This is a genomic window from Nocardia amamiensis NBRC 102102, from assembly GCF_001612745.1.
Classification (GTDB): Bacteria; Actinomycetota; Actinomycetes; order Mycobacteriales; family Mycobacteriaceae; genus Nocardia; species Nocardia amamiensis.
On record NZ_BDBA01000016.1, the window covers coordinates 89,919 to 108,384 of the forward strand.

The following is an 18,466-nucleotide window of genomic DNA, read 5'->3' on the forward strand; positions in this document are numbered from 1 at the left end:
ACGCCGGCCGACAACCCGTGCTCCCGTAAAGCGCACGCGCCGCGGGCGGTCTTCGCCGACGCGCCCTGTGCTGAACTTCCCGGGTTCGATCATTCGCGCGGACAGGCAGGATGAACCGCGGATGGCTGGGTACACCCGGCTCGGATGTACCCAGTCGATCGCGGCTTACTTTCCGACCGCGGCGAAGGTCGGGTTGAGCCGTTCGAGCACATAGGGCACCGACAGCGCGGTCGGGGTGTTGATCGCACTGATGGTCAGGGTGTCGAGGAAGGTCATACCGCCCGACTTCACCGATGGCAGAGCGTTGTAGCCCGGGAGTTCCTTGAACTTCTGCTCGAACCCGGGCATGGCGCCGCACATCAGGATGTCGGAGGTCAGCTCGCTCAGCCGCTCCGGCGACAGCGCCAGCCGACCGCCCGCGGGTGCCTCGGCCACGATGTTCTGCGGCATGCTCAGGCCGAGGTCGTAGAACAGCTTCGCCGAACCGTCTTTGGGATCGGCCAGCACCATGAGCTGCGACGAACCGGTCAGCATGCAGGTCAAGAAGGTTTTAGCGGTCAGGTTCGGGTACGCGGCGGAGACATCTTTGATCTTGGTTTCGACATCGGCGATCACCTTGGTCGCTTCGTCCTCCTTGTGCAGCACCTTGCCGAGCGCGGTCACCTGATCGGTCCACCGATCGACCTGCGCCCCCTCGGTGACGGGGCCGATCGTCGGCGCGAGCTTGGACAGCTTGTCGTACATCGCCCGGTCCACCAGGAAGGCGGGCACCAGGATCAGATCCGGATCGAGGGCGGCGATCTGCTCAGCCATATCGGAGCCCTGCTTCAGCACCGTGGCTTTCGACAGCGAGTCCGGCTCCCACGGGACCTTCTGCCCGCCCGCCATCACCGAGACATTGTCGGCGTAACCGACCGGCGTGACGCCGAGTGACAAGGTGGCATCGAGCCACTGGTTGCCGATCGCGACCACACGCTCCGGCGTGCCTTCGACCGTCGTCTCACCGAGGCCGTGCTTAATGGTGACGCCCTCGCCACCGTCGCTCCCGGAGTCGGAGCCGCAGGCCGCCACCGACACGGCGAGCGCCGTGGCTACCGCAGCTAATCCCAACCGCGCGAGCACACCACGCCGCGCTGCCGTTCGTGCCAGCTTCATTCCGTAACTCCTTGCAGTTCGACTCCGACCACTCGGCCGACTGTAGGTAAGCCTAAGCTAATGCGAATGCGAGGCGCCCGTCGACGGTCCAGTGGGCCGTGTGCGCGCCTGGCAGCTGTCACGCAGCGGGCCGCGCGGCTGCACCGAGGTAGCCGGGCACCCGGTAGGCGAAGGTGGCGACCGAAGCCGACGCCAGCTCCCGCAAACGTGCGGAAAGTCCTGGGGCCCAATCGATCCCGGTGACATCCCTCCGGTGCACAGTGGACAGCTCCGCGATATCGGCCGCGGCGAGCTGGACGAGCAGCTGCGCCGGTACGCAGAGCCGATAACCGCCGAGATGTATTCCGGTCGGAGCCGGTCGCGGGCGCGCGACCAGCACCGCGATTCGCGACGGCTTATCCGAACCAGCCCCTCGGCTCACCGGCTGTTGTCCTGCACGACTTATTTCGTCAATGTACGAAAACTATTGAAGAGCCGAGGTTTTCGAGCTATCGACCGATTGAGGAAACCTCCGTGAACGGCGACGCATCCTGGTCCGATAGCTCATGCACATCGCTAACTTCGACGGAAAGCAAACCAATTGACCACATAGGAGTACCGAATATGTATGGCATGGAGGTTTTTTCGGTTCTGGCGAATTGCACCCGGGACCCGGGTGAACTCAGCGCAGGCCAAGCGCACCGGGCAATGCAGGTGCACCTGGATTGCAGCGTCGAACTGTGCCGGGTCCGGCGGCGCGCGCGCAGAACGCTGGTCGAGGCCCGCTTGATGGTGCTGGACGAGCGGGCAACGCCGTAATGGCTTCCGCGATGCGGGTCCCGCGCCCGTGTGGCCGGGTGTCTTTGCGGGCGACGGTGGGTTCACAGACACCGAATTGGCTTTTCTGTGCCGAGCGGAATCGTCCCGGGTGTCGTGGTGTTGTCTCTGCCATGACCACAACGGCATCCGACCGATCCGCCCCAGTCGTCGACACCGAGACCGAGTTCGGCGCGAAGGTAGCCGAACGCCTGAACCGCGAATCCATCCTCTGGCTGACCACCGTCGGCCCCACCGGAACACCGCAGCCGAACCCTGTCTGGTTCCAGTGGCGCGACGGTGAATTCCTGATCTTCAGCAAGCCCGGCCAGCCGAAGATCCGCAACATCCTGCGCAATCCCCGGGTCGCGCTGAACCTCAACAGCACCACCCACGGCGGTGACGTCGTCGTGCTCACCGGCGCGGCGCGCGTCGACGAACAGCGGCCCGGCGCGGACGAAATCGCCGCATTCACGACGAAATACACCGACGGCTTGCGCTCGATCAACCTGACCGACGAGCAGTTCTACGCCGAGTATTCGGTCGTCCTGCGCGTCACCCCGGATCGGCTGCGCGGGTTCTGACCGGCGATGACGTTCGCGCCGCCGCCGTCCACCGCCGCCTGGCGGCATCGGACCGCACGCGAAGGTTTCGAGGTGGCCTATTTCCGGGTCACCGAACTGGGCGTGCTCATCGACGGCTGTACGTCGGCTGTCGAGGACGGCGCGGCGTGGGTAGTGGACTACCAGATCGCGCTCGACACCGAATGGCGGACGCGACGGGCTCAGGTGGCGATCCGCAAGCCGGGCGGCTGGAACACGCTGGTGCTGGAGTCGGACGGCGCGGGCTCGTGGTTGCTGGATGCCATGCCAGCGCCACTGCTCGACGGTTGCCTGGACGTGGATCTGGAGTCCTCCGCGCTGACCAACGCGCTGCCCGTGCATCGGCTGGCACTGGAGGCCGGCGAGAGCGCGGAGGCACCCGCGGCGTACGTCTTCGCGTTGGGTACCGCGGTGGCGCGGCTGGAACAGCGTTACGTCCGCATCGCCGACGGCGAGCACGGACCACGGTTCGACTACACAGCGCCGGAGTTCGACTTCACCTGCACCATGGAGTACGACAAGTCGGGATTGGTACTCGACTACCCGGGTATCGCGGTCCGGGCACAGTGAACCGGCGGTTGGCGTACCTCCACCGCCCCCTTCGGCACCACAGCTCGACTACTCGAGCTCGCGATCTACGCTCCTTGAACGCGGCAGATCCGGCTCCGGCATCCGGCTTCATCCGGATCGGTGCTACCAGGGATCGCAGTCGTACTCCTTGCACGCCGCAGGTCCGGCTCCGGCATCCCGCCTTCGTCGAGGCCGGTGCTCGACGACCAGCGACCTGGTCCACGCTCGAGCAGCGGACGACCTCGGGGATCCTGCGGTAAACCTCCGACTAGGGTCGTTACCGATGAGAAGGCGGCAACAACCGCCGTTGCCGAAGCGGCACGGCTTGGATCCGGCCCGGCTGCGACTACCGGAGCAGGGCCACTGGGCGACCATTCGGGACCACCTGGTGGAGCGCCTGCCCCGGGTGGCCGCCGCACGGATCGACGAACTGCTGCACACCGGCGGCATCGTCGACCTGGACGGGCCGATCGCCCCCGACGCACCGTACGTCCCGGGCGGAGCGATCTGGTTCCACCGCGACCTGCCCGACGAGACGGTGGTGCCGTTCGATATCCCCATCGTGCACCGCGACGAGGATCTGCTGGTGGTGGACAAACCGCACTTCCTCGCCACGATCCCGCGTGGCCAGCACATCCTGCAGACCGCGCTGGTGCGGCTGCGCCGGGAACTCGACCTCCCCGACCTGGTCCCGGCCCATCGGCTGGATCGCGTCACGGCGGGCCTGGTCCTGTTCGTGATCAATCCCGCCCGGCGCGGCGCGTATCAGTCCATGTTCCACAAGCGCACCGTTCGCAAGGAGTACGAGGCGATCGCCCGGTTCGATCCCAGCCTGGCGCTGCCGCGCGTGGTGCGCAGCCGGATCATCAAAGAGAAGCACGTGCTCGCAGCCCAGGAGGTGCCGGGCGAACCGAACGCGGAAACCGAGATCGAACTTCTCGAGCACCGCGACGGGCTCGGCCGCTATCGGTTGCGCCCGCATACCGGCCGCACCCATCAGTTGCGGCTGCATATGAACAGCCTCGGCATCCCGATCCTCGGCGACGATTTCTATCCCGTCCTCACCGACAAGCCCGTCGACGACTTCCGCAGGCCGCTCCAGCTGCTGGCCGCCTCGTTGGAGTTCACCGATCCGGTTACCGGGGAACCACGCCGCTTCGACACCACCCGCACGTTGCAGGCCTGGACCGATCCGCACGGGTGGGCCGGGTGACCGATCCGGCGTCGCACCGCGTGATGTGGGGAGTCCGGTAGACCGCGGACCCGCGCAGTCCGGGAGGCGACGGAGAAATGTGACCCGTCCAGCTCCGGGGTCCGCCGCGCGAGCCGCAGCTCGTGAACCGCGCCAGGCCAGCGCAGTCCCGGAACGACCGAGTAACGTCGCCCCGTCCGGCCCAAGGGGTGGCGCTGCAGCTGACGGACCGCGCGGAGTTCTGTGCTCCGGGACGACGGAAATGTGACCTGTCTGGCAGCGGGAACCATGGCCCGTTGCCGGTCTGTAACCGATTCGTACACTGGTCGGGATGCCTGATCAGGACCGAGCCGCAGCGCCCCAGCCACGCCACAAGATCCATGCCTACATCGATGTCGCCGTCGTGGTGGTCGTCCTGGCAGGAACCAATCTGATCGCACACTTCACCACGGCGTGGGCGAATATCGTGACGGTCCCGGTCGCCGCCGTGGTGCTGCTCGCGCTGATGCGCAGGCGCGGCTTGCGCTGGTCGGAACTGGGCCTTTCGCCACGGCACTGGCGGCGCGGTTCGCTCTACGGTCTCGCCGCGGTGGGTCTGGTCCTCGCGGTCGTCGCGATCGGCGCGGCGCTGCCGATCACGCGTCCGTTCTTCCTGGCCGATCGGTACGCGACCATATCCGGCGCGCTGATCGCCTCGATGATCGTCATCCCGCTGCAGACCGTGATCCCGGAGGAACTGGCTTTCCGCGGTGTGCTGCACGGCACACTCCACCGCGCGTACGGTGCGCGCGGCGTCTTCGCGGCGGGCTCGCTGCTGTTCGGACTCTGGCACATCGCGTCCTCGCTCGGGCTCACCTCCGGCAACCGCGGCCTCAGCGGCTTCATCGGCGGCGGCGTCGCCGGACAGGTCATCGGGATCCTGCTCGCCGTCGCCGCGACGGCCGCGGCGGGCGTGGTGTTCACCTGGCTACGCCACCGCAGCGGCAGCCTCCTCGCCCCGATCGCCCTGCACTGGTCGGTCAACGGCCTGGGTGCACTGGCCGCCGCCGTCGTGTGGCACACCACGCTGACCTGATGACTAGCGGCCAGGGTAGAGGTCGCAGAAGTCTTCGGGTTGGAGGAGGCTGCCCCCGCGGGCGGCGATGCGAGCCCGCTCCTGGGTGACGCACTCCTGATACCGCAGCCGCCGTTCCAGGTCGTATTCGTAGTTGGTACCGAAGATCACGTCGATGAGCAAACACAGCACCACGACCACTACGCACAGGATGACAACTACCTGCCGCATTGGCACGGGGGCCAAGGGTGCTGCGTCCGCTGGGTTGGAGTCCACCCCTCCGTCGACGTCTCGATTCGCGTGATCGAGGGGTTCGAAGTCATCTGTCACCATGGCTACCCGTCTCGCTGATTCCGTTGTGCCGGAAGTAATATCGCGGACGCGACTTGGAAAATCGTTAACACGACCTTGTGCAGGCCACAGCAGGCGGCTTGTCCTCGGCCGGAATCCGCATTCGCGGCGACCTCGCCATCCAGCGTCTCCTTCGTGACTCGTGGGCCCGGAGCCTGAACCGAGCCACCAGCCACGAATCTCGACGCGCTAGAGATGTGTACATTCGAACTGAGTTTCGACACGCGGTTGCTTCGACAAAAAGGCTGCTTACCCGGATATTCGGGGGTAACCGAGATTTTCGACGTCCCGGCGTGTCGCCGCTGGGCCCCTTCCGGCGACATTGACCACGCGCAGCGGCCGGTTTAGTCTCACTCCGATCACACATATGTTCGAGCACCCATGTCTCCACCATTCGACATGACACCTGCTCTCGGGAAGGCTCGCGATGTCCGACGCAACGTCGAACGGTAGTTCCGAGATTGCCGCGCTGGCACAGCAAGTCGAGACCGCGCGCGGCAAATTGCCCCTGCAGTACGACCCGGCACTGCTGGAAGTGCTGTCCGAGCGGGAGATCGCCGCGGAACGCGAACTCGCGGAGTGGATTCGCGCCCAGCGTCGCAAACAGCGGCGCAGAGAGATCGAAGCCGAGCTGGCAACCGAGCTGCGCGACCGCAAGTCGGCCGCCGCCCTGCGGCGCACCGACGAGGACGACGCGCGCTGGCATCGGCGCGCACTGGCGGCGCGGCGGCGGGTGTCCAGCCAGGACGCTCGGCTGGCGCAGCTCTACCGGCGGGCCGAGTGGTCGTCGCGCGCCCTGATCGCGGTGGTCGTGCTCGGCATGGTGTGGGCCGGAGTCAACGTGCAGCACAATCTGGTGCCCAGCGGTGACATGTCGGATCCGCTGTACTGGTTGAGCTACGGCATCGAGGCGATGATCTCGATCCCGATCATCACCATCATGGTCGCGGCGACGACCGCGGCGCGATGGGGCCGCGAATTGGCGCGCGGCAAGGTGATCTTCTTCGAGGCGGCGCTGCTCGGCACGACCGTCGCGCTCAACACCGGACCGCATCTCGCCGCGGGCAACCTGGGCCGCGCGGCCGAGTACGCGATCGCGCCGGTGATGGTCGGCGTGGTGATCTGGCTGCACGCCTGGGTCTCTGCACGGTACGCGGTGCTGATCGACGGCGCGCCGGTGGTCGACCGTGACGCGCCGATCCAGATCGACGCGGAGCACGTCTCGGCGAGGTCCGCCTATCTCGACCACGGGAACGCCCCGGCGAACGGCGGTCGGTTTCGTTGGGACGCAGGTGCTGACGCGCCGTACCCGGCTGGCATGAACGACACTGGCGCCCACCGCTGGGCCGCCGCCACCGACCGGGATGCTTTCACCGGCACCGAGACCAGGCGCAACAGATCTGCCGCCTCGACGGCCGTGAGCCGACCCGCCCCGATACAGGACAAGGATACGGATCCGTCACCGATCGAGCGGCCCGTGGTCAGCTCGCCGATCAACAGCCACGCCACCTACCGGCAGACCAATGGCCGCCCGGTTGAGAATTACGACACGAGTAAGGGCCACCCGCGCGCGTCGGCAAACCATGCGGACGACGAAGAGCGCCGCACTTCCACCACCTCAGGCCGAGCCAACGGATCCTCGAGCAACGGGCATCCGGTCGCAGCTGTCGACGCCAACGCGTTCCCGCGGGCCAATGGCTACCCACTCCCGAGGAACCATGTGCCCGGCGACGTCGGCGAAACATCCGCCACATCGGCCCGAACCGACGAACATCGGTCGAACGGCCACACCGTCCCACCTCATGCCAACGGACACGCATTCCGCCAAGCCGCGAATGGCCATACGGTCGAGACTTCGGCCAACGGGCGTGCACACAGCCTGGTGCAACGGAACACCACTACCACCGGTCACACCGCCGACACAAGCGATGCAGACGAGCAGCCGGACGGTGACGTTCGAGACACCTCCGCCACCGTGAGCAGCGCCGACGGACCGTCGACCAACGGACACCCGGTAGCAGCTGCCAACGGCCGCGCATTCCCGCAGCCCACCAACGGACACACCGCGGAACCCTCCAGCCACGGCTACGCTCGCGAAATCCCGGTCAACGAACACACCACTCCGCCGGACAGCAACGGGCGCATCACTCCACCGAACACCAACGGGCACACCGGTCTCCCTCCCGGCAACGGCAACGGCAACAGCAACAGCAACGGGCATGATCCCGCGGCGAACGGGCGCGCTCTCCTCCCGCCGACCAATGGCGATACCACCGCGACCGCAATCAGTCACGCACACAACCTTCCGGCCGCCACCGCCACCGTTCCGGCACCCCGCAACGGCCACACCGCCGAGGCGTCCTCCACCAACGGCTACGCCCACAACCTTCCGGCGGATGGGTACGCCCGCACTACCGCCAATCGCCCCGCGGATGCGCCCGCTCACAACGGAAGCCCGGTCGCCTCGGTCGTCGCCGGTCAGCACGCGACGCCCGCGCCTGGGGATCGCACGGCGGTCGCAAATCAGGTCTTCGATCGTCCCGCCGACGTGCGCAACACCCGATCGACCGATACCACTGCGCCACAGTCTTTCTCCGTCGACGCCGATGCTTTCGGCCACGCAGTCGGGTCTTCGTCCACCGGCACGGGCGCCACGATGAACGATCCGGAAGCGCCGGTCGCGAGCTCACCCGCGCCGCACCGCGAAGCCACGAAGCATCCCGCGGCCCAGCGTGGCTCGAGTGCACCCGAGCCACGCGAAGCTGAGAAGCCTCTTACCGCACATCAGATCTCGATCGAAGACCTGCACGGAGAATTCGTACTCGGGCAGCGGTCGGCTACGACGAGCACTGAGGGCACCGCTGCGGCACAGCCGCTGTCGAGTTCAGCGCTCAGCGGCCATCGGATGGAGCGAGCGCATGGCGGGTTCGACGGCACCGGGCACGCGAGCACCGGCGCCACCGAACCCACGCGCACGCCGAATACGCCAACCACCGACGTTGCCGCTCAGGCGAATCCGAATGCCACCGCACCGCGGGCTGCGAAACGTGGAAAGTCCGTTTCCGCCGAACAGGGCGACCGCACAACCGACGCGGAGAGCGAACAACTCACGCTCAACGAATCCCCCGAACCTATGCACCCCCACCTGCACGCCGAACCAATGCCGATTCTCGACGAAGACGACGAGGACGAGGACGACGAACTGCTCACCGAGACCGACGAAGCCGACACCAACGACGACGAAATCTCGGCAATCGCCCGCGCCATCACAGGCCGCCGCCTGTCGAACCTGCCGCTCGAGGAGGTGAGGGAGATCCTTACGCTCGCCGACCAAGGCGGAAAGACGCCTGCCATAGCCAACGAACTAGGAGTCTCCCGCGCCGCGGTCACCCGCGTCCTGGATTCGGCGATCAGAGTCCACCGCCCTTACCTCGTCATCGGCTGACCCAGCAGATCGGCGACACCTCAGCGTCGCACAGTCGGCTGCGCCGACGCGGTACTCCAGCGGTGAATGCCAACCCGGCACATGATGCGCACAAACCGCGCAGAGTGAATCAGCGCCGCGTCGACCGATAGGGCCACCGACCGCCGGAGGGGACCGCCAGCCCAGCGAAGCGGGGAAGCCGGAGCAGGCCGCCGACTTCGAACCATCGTCCGATGTCCTCGAATTCAGGGCGCAGCCAGGGAGTATCCGTGCTGTCAGCGGAGCGACGTCTACCGGACGCGCCGGCGCGGACTCAGCTGCTGCCGCCTCCGCAACTGCTACCTCCACCGCAACTGCTGCCACCCCCGCAACTGCTGCCTCCGTCGCCTCCGGAACTACTCCCGGAATCGCCGCCACTGTCCCCGGCAGCCCACCCACCGCGCCGCCGCCGTCGCTGCTCGCTGCCGGACCTGCTATTGGCCAAGCCGACGACCACGGCGATCACGATCACCACGACGACGGCGCAGAGCAAGTACTCCATAGCCGAACGTTATCCGCCCGCAGGCCGTCGCGCACCGCTTCCGGTACGGGAAACGGCTGTGCACTCGGGGATTCCGAGTGCACAGCCGTTGATCTACTCGCCCGCCTCAATCGCCGGTGTTCGACCAACCCCACCGGGATCCGCTCTTCGCGGCTGAGGCCTCCGCCGCGCCCTGGTAGTAGGCGGGATTGTAGGACTCCGCCGACCGCTGCTCACCGGGCCTCGCGTCATCGGACTTCCGATCACCGTGCCCCGGCCACCACGCCTTGTGCCCGATCATCGCCGTGAGCGCGGGTGTGAAGAACATCGCCATGACGAACGCGGCGATCGCGATGCCCACCGAGATGGCGAAGCCCATCTGTGCGAGCACGTTGTTGCCCGCCAGCATCATCGACGCGAACGTGCCCGCCAGGATCACTCCGGCCGCCGCGATGGTCGGACCGGTGTGCCGGACTGCCAGGGCCGCAGCCTGTTTCGGCTCGTTGCCCTCGCGCGCTTCCTCCCGCAGCCGAGCGACCATGAGGATGTTGTAATCGGTGCCGAGTGCGACCACGAACAGATACATGATCACCGGCAGCGTGAAGATCAGGCCGGACTCTCCTTGGATGTGCTGGAACACCAGCACTGCGGCGCCGAGCGTGGCCGCGAACCCGAGGAACACCGACGCCATCAGGTACCACGGCGCAACCAGACTGCGCAGCAGCAAGCCGAGCACGATCATGATCAGGATCGCGGCCACCGGGAACACGATCGCGTAGTCGCGTGCCATCGCATCCTGGAAGTCGACGAACACCGAGGTCAGCCCGCCGACCGCCGCCGTTGCACCGGCGGGTGCGGCCGACTGCGCGACATCCCGCAGCGGTCCCTTGACGGTGTCCAGAGCGGCATCCGACTCCGGCACGTTCGCGAGTGTCACCACGAAATCGGCGATCGTCTTGTCCGCGGACAGCTTCGGTTCGGCAACGTGTCCCACGCCGGGCACCGCGGCCAGCGCGCTTTGGTAGTCGCTGAGCTGCTCTTCGGTCAACTCGCCACCGCCGGAGCGCAGCAGAACGTCCGAGGGCTGGGTCGTCCCCGCGGGCATGCCCTTCACCAATTCCTTGCTGTAGACCACGGACTCGGACGCCTCCGAGGTCGAGCCGGAGCTGAGGTCGAAGGTCGGGTGGAAACCGAACGCGAACACCCCCAGCGCGACCAGCACACCACCGGACACCACCGCGAAAGCACCTGGCCGTCGACCCAGCGCGTTGCCGGCCGCGGCGAACCGCGCGCCCTTCGGCTCGGTCCGCCAAGCCTTGGACGGCCAGAACACCTTGGTGCCCAGCAGCGAAACCACCGCAGGCACCAGTGTCAGCCCGGCCAGCAGCGCCACCGCGACGGCGATCGCGAGTGCCGGACCCATCGCACGGAACATGCCGAGCGTCGACAACACCAGCGCCATGAACGCGATGATCACCGCGCCCGCCGCCGAGGTGATCGCCTCACCGACCCGGGTGACGGCACTGACCATGGCGGTCTTCGGATCTTCGCCCGCACGCAGCCGCTCCCGGTAGCGGAACATCAGGAAGAGGATGTAGTCGGTGCCGACGCCGAACAGCACGACTACCAGGATGGCGTTGATCGACGCATCGATCTGCAGGTCGAATGCCTTGGCCACCATGGCGATCAATCCACCGACCATGCTGGAGATCGCGCCGATCACGACGATCGGCAGCAGCGCGATCACCGGGCTGCGGAAGATGACCAGCAGCAGCACCAGAATCAGCACGATGGTGGCGACACCGATGATCGCCATGCCCTTTTCGCTGGATTCCTGCTGGTCCAGCACCTGAGCCGCTTGACCGGTGATGCCCGCCTTCAGATCGGTACCCGCCACGCGTTCCTTCAGCTCCGCGCGCAGCGCCTTGACCGCGTCACTCTGCGTGGTGTCATTCGGATTGGTCACCTTGGTCATCTGTACGGCAATGATCTGGATCAGCCGGTTCTCCGATGGCGGTACCGGCTGCATCGCGGTGACGTCCTTGATCCGCGCGCCGAGCAGCTCGGTGCCGATCGATGCGACCGAGGCCGAATCGCCCTCGGTGAGCGGCGCCCCGTCCTGCCTGGCGAACACGATGATCGCCGCGGGCGCCGAGCTCTGCGGAAATGCTTCCTGCTGCATCTCCAGCGCCTGGATGGATTCGTAATGCGAAGGCAGGAAGGCGGATTGATCGGTCGTGGATTTGAGTTCCGGCGCCGAAGCCACCACCGCGATGGCGAGCAGCACCCACAGGCCGATCACCTTCCACGGATTGTGGACCACCACGGCCCCCAGTCGTGCGAACATCTGCGAAGAAATCCTTTCCGGTTTGTAAAGGCCTGGAGTACTTCAGATCTCGAGGTCTTGGGAACTCGGGTTCTCCGCCACGTCGACGACCGTCCGATAGATGTGCTCCGGAATCCGGCCCTCCAACTCGGCAGGCGTATCCACGATCTCGACCGTGTAATCACCCCACTCGCGCTCGTCACCGGTGAACCCGAGCAGGACGCGCCAGCTCTTCCAATCGGTCCAGTCGGTCGCCGCCGCCATCTCGCGCCAGTTCGATTCCTGCCGATGCACCACGAACTTCCCCTTACGGCTCACATAGACCCGCACCACGTCCACCCCCACCTTGGTGTACTCCCGCGATTCCCCGAGCAACTTCCCGAAGAAACGCTGCCTGCGCCCACCACCCGGCCCGACTTTCAGCACGATCTCGCGGAAGTCCTCCACCCGGCCCGGCTCGGCTTCCTTCTTCGCAAAGGTAACGCCACCGCCCGCCTCTTCTACGACATCCGCGCTGGTCAGGTTGTTCGGATCGCCGGTCATGACAATTCCCCATTTCATAGCTGAATGCGCACGTAAGCATGCGTCTACCGTCAACGGCCCCAGCTCGGATCCCGTTGTACCAGTGTCGATTTGATGTTGTCTGCGGCGCCGCGCTCGCAGCAACCCGCCGAGCCCACTATAAGTAGATGTATACGTATAACGCAAGATCTGGCCGGCTCGAGCCACAATCCCCTGCCGACGCCAACGGGCGGGCGAATGACCTTCGCGAGCAAAATCAGGGAGGTTATCGTTATGGACATGGCCGCCACTTACGCCTACGACGAACAGCCGAGCGGCGAGCATCCGCTGCTCCCCGGCGCGTCGCCGCAGCACATACGCTCGGCGCTGATGCCGTCGGACGTCGGTGCGTTCGACGCCGCCTACGCGCTGGCATTGGACGACGCCCGCCGGAGCCTGGACCTCACTGATCTGTTTCGGACGCTCGAGCACTGGCGCCGTCTCGCAGTCCTCCAGAGCGACCCGGACAACTACCGGCGTGTCGTCCGGCGAGCCGCGGAACTGTTGACCGGACAAGCCATTCCGGAGGACGAACCACTGGAGGTTACTCGGGCCAAGGCTGGCATGTAAGTGTTCCTAGTCGTCACCGACTCGGGCGCCAATGACCAGGTCCATGCTCTCCCCGACCACGCGCTCGCACTATACGCAGAACTGCGCGTCGTACTCGAGGTCAGCCCGTGGAGCGGCGAGTCGATCAATAGAGCGAATCCAGACGCACCGGTACGCCAGATGACCTTCGGGCACGATCACGAAGGTCTGGTGACGTATCTCGTCGCCGACCGACAACGTGAAGTTCACATACTCGCCGTCCAGTGGCTCGGCGGCAGTTCGTAGCGCCCGCGCCCGCCAGGGCTGTCCGAACCGCCCCGACCGGGCCCACCAGCCGCCAGCCTTCGGTGAGGGGCGTGATTCAGGGGATCATCGAAAGCGATTCACTGGGGCGCTGGACTCGAATCGTCGGGCAGAATCCGGAACGCGGGATACCGGTCGAGGGGCCCTAAGCTCGGAAATCGCGTCTGAGGGCCGCACGTTGAATGCCGCACACCGCGCGGCATCTATCTCGGCCAGCTCGGCCGCCGCCTGCGCCTGCAATCCGGCATCGGTGCGGCGGCCGGACCAGTCGACAACCCTGCGGCGCAAGGCGACGCCGCACAGGAGGCCCTACCGAGAGTGATGCACGTCACTCGAGATGCTGTCACGGCGGCCGGAAAACCTGTGTCGAAACCGGTGTAAGCAGCTGAATCAACCCGAAAGGGCGGATATGAAACACCTGAATCGATTGGCACTGCTCCAGGTGGTGGGCGCGGTGGCGCTCGTCGCGAGCAGCACCGTCGCGTGTCTGGCAAAGCCTGAGAAAGGACACTCCATCGTGCATAACGTCGATGTTCTCGATTCGTTCATCTCCTACACCGACATCGGATCCGGTGACACACCCGTTGTTTTCCTGCACGGCAACCCGACCTCGTCGTACCTGTGGCGCAACGTGATTCCGCATGTGTCGGAGAAGACCCGGGTATTGGCGCCGGACTTGATCGGCATGGGTGCCTCCGGCAAGCCAGACATCCCATACCGTTTCGCCGACCACGCCCGCTACCTCGATGCCTGGTTCGAGGCACTCGACCTCGATCAGGTGATCATCGTCGGCCACGACTGGGGTGGGGCGCTCGGCATGGATTGGGCGGCACGGCATCCCGGCCAGGTACGCGGAATCGCGGTGATCGAAACCTTCCTACGGCCGGGCAAGGCCAGCGAATCGGCACCGCAGGCCAGGGAGCTGTTCGCCAAGTACCGCAGCGCCGAGGGGGAACGAATGGTGCTGGAGGAGAACATGTTCATCGAGTTCAACCTGCCCGCGCAGGTGACGAACCTGTCGCCGCAAGACCACGACGTTTACCGTGCGCCGTACCCGACGCCCGCCTCGCGCAAGCCCCTGCTGGCGTGGCCGAGGGAAATCCCGCTCGATGGTGAACCCGCCGACGTAGTGGCCATCATCGAGAACTACGGCCGGTATCTGACGACCACACCCGAGATCCCAAAGCTGATCATGGCTTTGGAAAACGGACAGGGCGCCACCGCGGCGGCAGTCGAGTGGGCCGCGACTACATTCGCGAACGCGGAGAAGGTCTCGATCCCGCCCGCCAAGCATCACGCGCCGGAGGATCGCCCGCATGAGATCGGTACCGCGGTCGCAAGCTGGATGGACAAGCACGCCCTGACCGGTGCCAGGGTGTCCTGACAAGAGTCCGGCACGGACCTCGTGCTCCGCGCGAACAACGTCAACGCGCTCGCGGTCACCGGAGTCGCGACCATCGCGATGGTCTGCCGCGACGTGCTACGAAGCGGCAGACCGTAACTATCGGGTGACCGTCCGGCGTGACGGCCGCGCCGACGGCGATCCGGCAATGCACGACTTCGTCAGAGAGCCGACTCGACCTGAAACGACGGCAATCGGGTAACCGACAATTCGGAGAAATCGGAGACGCGTGGACCACCGTCAGGAGAACTGACGGTATACGCGGACAAGCGTGCGACGGTGTAGCTATGAGAGACGCAAACGCCGAGCTCACGGTGAACCGAAGGGTTGCCTTCTACCGCAAGAAGCGGGGCTTGACGCAGAAAGCGCTCGCGGAACTGGTAGGCAAGGGCGAATCGTGGATGCGCGGCGTCGAGGCCGAACGGCTCGATCTTGATCGTCTGTCGGTCATCAGGGATCTCGCCAACGCGCTTGGCGTCACCGTGGGTGACCTGATCGGCAACCCGATTCTCCTGGAATGGAAGTCGCAGACCGAGCGCGCCAGCGTTCCAAAGATCCGAGCTGCGCTCACCGCATCGTTCCTGCCTCTGCCGGTCAATCCAAGCACGATCGATCTGGATCAGACCCGCGCACAGCTCGAGCACGCGTGGACGGACTGGCAAGCCAACGAGTACCACAAGCTGACGAATGAGCTTCCGAATTTGGTTACGTCGACTGTCGCGGCTGCACGGAACCTTGAAGGGGATGCTGAACGACGGGCCCAGCGTCAGGCAGCTTCGGTGCATCAACTTTGCGCGGTCTACCTCCCGAAGCTCGGGGAGACGGACCTTGCCATGCTGGCAGCCAGCCGCGGCCTCGAACTCGCGCAGTTGTCAGGATCGGCGACCAGTCTCGGATCTCTCTATCGAATCGTTGCGTACGCCCTCGGAAGCCTTGGTGAGTACGAACAAGCCATGTCGGTGGTTGATCAGGCCGTGGCAGAGCTGGGAAGCAGCCTCACCGGCATCGATGCAACAGGCGATCACCTGAGCGTGTACGGAATGCTCTTTCTCATTGGGTCTCGTGCCGCGGCCCAGGCGGGCAACCGGGAGCAAGCCAACACGTACCTTGCCCAAGCCGATCGGGTGGCGCGCCATCTTGGCGGCGACCGAAATCACCTTTGGACGAGCTTCGGTCCAACGAACGTGGCTATTCACCGCACTGTCGTTGCTGCCGAGGCCGAGAACTACGCCCAAGCGGTGGAAATCGGGATGTCTCTGGATACCTCGATGGTTCCGGCTGAACGTCGCGGCCGACACGCGATCGAGACAGCGCGATCTTTGTCGGCAATCGGTCGGATGGACGATGCGGTCGGCGTGCTGCTCGAAGCGGAACAGACCGGCCCGGAGCAGATTCGGCACCATCGTTTGTCGCGTGAGGTGGTCCGCCGTGCTCTCCGCGCACGTACACCGAGTGCAGGCGCTGCGTCATTGGCGTCGAGAATGAACATTGCCGAACTCTGAGTTGGCGAGACTGTGACGACCTGAATTACAGTAACCTCCTCTGACAATGAACCTGCGACTCGCAAGAGTCATAGGGCCATTGTTTCAGGGTGTCAGCGTTAGTCGAATGATCCACTGCCTGATACGAGCTGAGGCAGCGTACCGTCACAAATCCTGATGGTCACCGCGATTTCATACCGTCTGCGTAGGTGGCGGTCCAAACTAGCTTTTTAACTGACGCTTTGGATATGGATTCAAAGTGTGCCCCCACGTCACCCAAGACTGAGATCACGGCCACCGAGATGCTCGGAAGCACGCTCCCCTGGGAGAGCCGTGAAACGATCGTCACCCCGCCGACGATCTGCGCGTTCGCCGGAATCGAGTTCGCCCACCAGCAGATGCGCAAACACCGCGCGTGCAACATCGACCGGTGCGCATGGAAGCGGACTGCCTTTCATACGCTGGTCCACTTCGGCCGGATCGTTCCGCAGGAACTGAGCCCACGTGAACGCGCCCACCGGCGCGGCATCGACTACCCCATGGAGGACACTCACAACGCGCTCGCCGCCGCAACACCTACAGCGCAAACGTTCCAACAGGTTCTCGACGGACTGACCCCGTCGGTCCGAGGTGAGCAGCCATGAGCGCGTGGAATGTAGTCTGGAGCGTCGGTGCGGTCCTCGCCACGAGCGCGTTGGCAATCACCGCGATCGGGTGCGTATGGCCGAGCGGCCAACGGCACAAATCCACTACCGTGCGACGGCACGCCCGAACCCGCTGCGCCCTGCGGCCCGTGCCGTGGCCGCAAGCATGGACCTGCGTCCCACCCACGCGCCCGCTCACCCTCACCGAAGCCCATCACGCAATGCAGCTCCACCGCGAACATACCTGTGCCCGAAAGCAAGCCGCGTTCGCCGCACTCGTCGCCGCTGGCCACGCAACACCTGATTCCGGACGCCGGCACCGCCCCTGGGAGTCCGGTCGATCATGAGCGCCCCTGTCCGTCAGGTAGACAGCTTAACGACACTCGGCCATAGGAATCGCTTCTCGATACCAGTCCTTCCGAAGTTGTGAGCACACGACGAAGGCCCGCCTCCCAACCAGGAAGCGGGCCTTCGTTATTCGACCGATCAGCCGCGGAGCAGGCTTACTTCGCCTTCTCCAGGACCTCGACCAGCCGCCAGCGCTTGGTGGCCGACAGCGGACGGGTCTCCATCAGCTGGACGCGGTCGCCGATGCCGGCGATCTCGTTCTCATCGTGCGCCTTCACCTTGGAGGTGGTGCGGATGATCTTGCCGTAGAGCGGGTGCCGGTGACGGTCTTCCAACTCGACGACGATCGTCTTGTTCATCTTGTCCGAGACAACGTAACCGACACGCACCTTGCGGGTGCCGCGCTGCCCTTCTACTTTGTCGCTCATGCCGCATCTCCCTTGCCAGCGGGTCCGGTGGCCAGACCGAGCTCACGCTCACGCATGACCGTGTAGATGCGCGCGATCTCGTGACGGACGACGCGCAGACGACGGTTGTTGTCCAGCTGACCCGTCGCCATCTGGAAGCGCAGATTGAACAGCTCTTCCTTGGATTCGCGCAGCTTGGCCACCAACTCGTCTTCGGTGAGCTCGCGGAGCTCTGCGGCCGGTGTTCCGGTAGCCATCAGAACTGCTCCTCCCTGGTCACGATCCTGCACTTCATCGGGAGCTTGTGCATCGCGCGGCGCAACGCCTCACGAGCGGTCTCCTCATTCGGGTAGCTCATCTCGAACATCACCCGACCCGGCTTCACATTCGCGACCCACCACTCCGGCGAACCCTTACCCGAACCCATACGGGTCTCGGCGGGCTTCTTGGTCAACGGACGATCCGGGTAGATGTTGATCCAGATCTTGCCGCCACGGCGGATGTGGCGAGTCATCGCGATACGCGCCGACTCGATCTGCCGGTTGGTGACGTACGCCGGCTCCAGCGCCTGAATGCCGTACTCGCCGAACGCCACCGAGGTGCCGCCCTTGGCCATGCCGGAACGGCCCGGGTGATGCTGCTTGCGGTGCTTCACCTTACGAGGCATCAGCATGCGTCAGCCCTCCTGTGTCTTCTCTGCCGGAGCATCCGCCACCGCGGTGGCGGCGCGCCCGGCCTCGGTGCTGGTCGCCGTGGTGCCGGCGGAACCGGACCGACGCGGA

The 18,466-nt window shown here is 65.6% G+C and carries 18 protein-coding genes and 1 pseudogene; 11 read left to right on the forward strand and 8 right to left on the reverse strand.

Annotated features, from left to right (window positions below; all coding sequences use genetic code 11):
- Positions 1-165: 165 nt before the first annotated feature.
- Together NA4_RS04565 and NA4_RS04570 are read right to left on the reverse strand one after the other, a co-directional pair.
- Positions 166-1,155, reverse strand: a complete 990-nt coding sequence (locus tag NA4_RS04565) for an ABC transporter substrate-binding protein (protein WP_084496803.1) — start codon at positions 1,153-1,155, stop codon at positions 166-168.
- 118 nt (positions 1,156-1,273) lie between these two features.
- Positions 1,274-1,576, reverse strand: coding sequence for a hypothetical protein (locus NA4_RS04570; protein WP_157128803.1), 303 nt, complete (start codon positions 1,574-1,576; stop codon positions 1,274-1,276).
- A gap of 191 nt (positions 1,577-1,767) precedes the next feature.
- On the opposite strand from NA4_RS04570, the gene NA4_RS04575 reads away from it, so the two are divergent.
- The 5 genes from NA4_RS04575 to NA4_RS04595 all read left to right on the forward strand — a co-directional run bounded on the left by NA4_RS04575 (position 1,768) and on the right by NA4_RS04595 (position 5,389).
- Complete coding sequence (locus NA4_RS04575; RefSeq protein ID WP_084496804.1) at positions 1,768-1,953, forward strand: hypothetical protein; 186 nt, start codon at positions 1,768-1,770, stop codon at positions 1,951-1,953.
- A 131-nt stretch (positions 1,954-2,084) separates the two neighbouring features.
- A complete protein-coding gene (locus tag NA4_RS04580) occupies positions 2,085-2,534 on the forward strand; it encodes a TIGR03667 family PPOX class F420-dependent oxidoreductase (protein WP_067464287.1) in 450 nt (149 codons plus the stop codon).
- A 6-nt stretch (positions 2,535-2,540) separates the two neighbouring features.
- Positions 2,541-3,122 (forward strand): putative glycolipid-binding domain-containing protein, encoded by a 582-nt coding sequence (locus tag NA4_RS04585; RefSeq protein WP_067464290.1) that lies wholly within the window; start codon positions 2,541-2,543, stop codon positions 3,120-3,122.
- A gap of 283 nt (positions 3,123-3,405) precedes the next feature.
- Positions 3,406-4,335: an RluA family pseudouridine synthase gene (locus NA4_RS04590; protein WP_067464293.1), complete on the forward strand. Its 930-nt coding sequence runs from the start codon at positions 3,406-3,408 to the stop codon at positions 4,333-4,335.
- Between the two features lie 310 nt (positions 4,336-4,645).
- Positions 4,646-5,389 (forward strand): CPBP family intramembrane glutamic endopeptidase, encoded by a 744-nt coding sequence (locus NA4_RS04595; RefSeq protein WP_067464296.1) that lies wholly within the window; start codon positions 4,646-4,648, stop codon positions 5,387-5,389.
- A 3-nt stretch (positions 5,390-5,392) separates the two neighbouring features.
- On the opposite strand, the gene NA4_RS04600 is transcribed toward NA4_RS04595, so the two are convergent.
- Positions 5,393-5,605, reverse strand: a complete 213-nt coding sequence (locus tag NA4_RS04600; protein WP_157128804.1) for a hypothetical protein — start codon at positions 5,603-5,605, stop codon at positions 5,393-5,395.
- Between the two features lie 541 nt (positions 5,606-6,146).
- Here NA4_RS04600 and NA4_RS04605 point away from each other — a divergent pair.
- Positions 6,147-9,164, forward strand: coding sequence for a hypothetical protein (locus NA4_RS04605; protein ID WP_067464301.1), 3,018 nt, complete (start codon positions 6,147-6,149; stop codon positions 9,162-9,164).
- A gap of 626 nt (positions 9,165-9,790) precedes the next feature.
- On the opposite strand, the gene NA4_RS04610 is transcribed toward NA4_RS04605, so the two are convergent.
- Together NA4_RS04610 and NA4_RS41250 are read right to left on the reverse strand one after the other, a co-directional pair.
- Positions 9,791-12,010, reverse strand: a complete 2,220-nt coding sequence (locus NA4_RS04610; RefSeq protein WP_084496805.1) for an MMPL family transporter — start codon at positions 12,008-12,010, stop codon at positions 9,791-9,793.
- Between the two features lie 42 nt (positions 12,011-12,052).
- A complete protein-coding gene (locus tag NA4_RS41250) occupies positions 12,053-12,532 on the reverse strand; it encodes an EXLDI protein (protein ID WP_169810975.1) in 480 nt (159 codons plus the stop codon).
- Positions 12,533-12,790: 258 nt separating this feature from the next.
- Between NA4_RS41250 and NA4_RS04620 the strand changes: the two genes are divergently transcribed.
- The 5 genes from NA4_RS04620 (at position 12,791) to NA4_RS04640 (ending at position 16,929) form a co-directional block, all read left to right on the forward strand.
- On the forward strand, positions 12,791-13,120 hold the full coding sequence (locus NA4_RS04620; protein WP_067464361.1) for a DUF6247 family protein: 330 nt from the start codon (positions 12,791-12,793) through the stop codon (positions 13,118-13,120).
- Positions 13,121-13,384: a hypothetical protein gene (locus tag NA4_RS04625; RefSeq protein WP_067464308.1), complete on the forward strand. Its 264-nt coding sequence runs from the start codon at positions 13,121-13,123 to the stop codon at positions 13,382-13,384.
- 535 nt (positions 13,385-13,919) lie between these two features.
- Positions 13,920-14,786: a haloalkane dehalogenase gene (locus NA4_RS04630; protein ID WP_067464364.1), complete on the forward strand. Its 867-nt coding sequence runs from the start codon at positions 13,920-13,922 to the stop codon at positions 14,784-14,786.
- A 305-nt stretch (positions 14,787-15,091) separates the two neighbouring features.
- Positions 15,092-16,306, forward strand: coding sequence for a helix-turn-helix domain-containing protein (locus NA4_RS04635; protein WP_067464312.1), 1,215 nt, complete (start codon positions 15,092-15,094; stop codon positions 16,304-16,306).
- A gap of 188 nt (positions 16,307-16,494) precedes the next feature.
- Positions 16,495-16,929, forward strand: a complete 435-nt coding sequence (locus NA4_RS04640) for a hypothetical protein (RefSeq protein WP_157128805.1) — start codon at positions 16,495-16,497, stop codon at positions 16,927-16,929.
- A 503-nt stretch (positions 16,930-17,432) separates the two neighbouring features.
- Here NA4_RS04640 and rpsQ read toward each other — a convergent pair.
- The 3 genes and pseudogenes from rpsQ to rplP form a co-directional block, all read right to left on the reverse strand.
- Positions 17,433-17,681 (reverse strand): annotated as a pseudogene (rpsQ, locus tag NA4_RS04645) (30S ribosomal protein S17); the annotation flags it as partial.
- A 20-nt stretch (positions 17,682-17,701) separates the two neighbouring features.
- A complete protein-coding gene (rpmC, locus tag NA4_RS04650; RefSeq protein WP_067464321.1) occupies positions 17,702-17,941 on the reverse strand; it encodes a 50S ribosomal protein L29 in 240 nt (79 codons plus the stop codon).
- Positions 17,941-18,357 (reverse strand): 50S ribosomal protein L16, encoded by a 417-nt coding sequence (gene rplP / locus NA4_RS04655; RefSeq protein WP_067464324.1) that lies wholly within the window; start codon positions 18,355-18,357, stop codon positions 17,941-17,943. The genes rpmC and rplP overlap by 1 nt, the downstream gene beginning before the upstream one ends.
- Positions 18,358-18,466: the final 109 nt, after the last annotated feature.

What these genes read in the sequence shown, in the direction of transcription:
- rplP (WP_067464324.1), bottom strand. Translation starts at nt 18,357, where the DNA reads ATGCTGATGCCTCGTAAGGTGAAGCACCGCAAGCAGCATCACCCGGGC.
- NA4_RS04575 (WP_084496804.1), top strand. Translation starts at nt 1,768, where the DNA reads ATGGAGGTTTTTTCGGTTCTGGCGAATTGCACCCGGGACCCGGGTGAA.
- NA4_RS04595 (WP_067464296.1), top strand. Translation starts at nt 4,646, where the DNA reads ATGCCTGATCAGGACCGAGCCGCAGCGCCCCAGCCACGCCACAAGATC.
- rpmC (WP_067464321.1), bottom strand. Translation starts at nt 17,941, where the DNA reads ATGGCTACCGGAACACCGGCCGCAGAGCTCCGCGAGCTCACCGAAGAC.
- NA4_RS04605 (WP_067464301.1), top strand. Translation starts at nt 6,147, where the DNA reads ATGTCCGACGCAACGTCGAACGGTAGTTCCGAGATTGCCGCGCTGGCA.
- NA4_RS04585 (WP_067464290.1), top strand. Translation starts at nt 2,541, where the DNA reads ATGACGTTCGCGCCGCCGCCGTCCACCGCCGCCTGGCGGCATCGGACC.
- NA4_RS04610 (WP_084496805.1), bottom strand. Translation starts at nt 12,010, where the DNA reads ATGTTCGCACGACTGGGGGCCGTGGTGGTCCACAATCCGTGGAAGGTG.
- NA4_RS04635 (WP_067464312.1), top strand. Translation starts at nt 15,092, where the DNA reads ATGAGAGACGCAAACGCCGAGCTCACGGTGAACCGAAGGGTTGCCTTC.
- NA4_RS04565 (WP_084496803.1), bottom strand. Translation starts at nt 1,155, where the DNA reads ATGAAGCTGGCACGAACGGCAGCGCGGCGTGGTGTGCTCGCGCGGTTG.
- NA4_RS04590 (WP_067464293.1), top strand. Translation starts at nt 3,406, where the DNA reads ATGAGAAGGCGGCAACAACCGCCGTTGCCGAAGCGGCACGGCTTGGAT.
- NA4_RS04580 (WP_067464287.1), top strand. Translation starts at nt 2,085, where the DNA reads ATGACCACAACGGCATCCGACCGATCCGCCCCAGTCGTCGACACCGAG.
- NA4_RS41250 (WP_169810975.1), bottom strand. Translation starts at nt 12,532, where the DNA reads ATGACCGGCGATCCGAACAACCTGACCAGCGCGGATGTCGTAGAAGAG.
- NA4_RS04620 (WP_067464361.1), top strand. Translation starts at nt 12,791, where the DNA reads ATGGCCGCCACTTACGCCTACGACGAACAGCCGAGCGGCGAGCATCCG.